1 protein-coding gene is annotated in these 493 nt (G+C 51.5%); it reads right to left on the reverse strand.

Going from position 1 to position 493, the window contains the following annotated elements; genetic code table 11:
• Positions 1-481, reverse strand: a 481-nt coding sequence (locus tag D4A39_RS19150; RefSeq protein WP_199699492.1) for a helix-hairpin-helix domain-containing protein, incomplete at its 3' end; no start/stop codon positions are given.
• Positions 482-493 lie beyond the last annotated feature (12 nt).

The following is a 493-nucleotide window of genomic DNA, read 5'->3' on the forward strand; positions in this document are numbered from 1 at the left end:
CCTGAAGATAGAAGGAATAGAAGTCGTAACCCATCGTGTTCCTGCCTCCGAAAAATGGTTCGCCGGCATCCTGAGAAGCTACGAATCCCAGTTTGACGGAATTGCCGTAGCGAAACTGGTAGCGCAGTCCGTGCTTGTAAGGATAACCCAGATAGCCGCCGGTTCCGCTCGCATCGCCCTTGCGCTCATAAAAAGGAACCTTCAGCATGCCCATCACCTCGTGCTTGCCATACTGGGCGATGTTTTTAAGACTGGGAAAAGCCGGCTTGCTCCGGTCATCGGCCACATAGAAGAAACAACTCATCAGCTGGCGCTGGTACCAGTCGATACTGCTTATCAGGGTAAGCTCGCTCATACTCTTCAACTGTCCATAGCGGTAGATATAGAACAGGATGTCTTCTACCTGTGATGCGGTAAGAAACGGCATGCGCTCCAGTTCTTCTCTCGTTGCCGTATTCAGATTGACGGGATGCTGTGCCATCTCCTCCAAATC

The organism is Alcanivorax profundi (genome assembly GCF_003597125.1).
Classification (GTDB): Bacteria; Pseudomonadota; Gammaproteobacteria; order Pseudomonadales; family Alcanivoracaceae; genus Alcanivorax; species Alcanivorax profundi.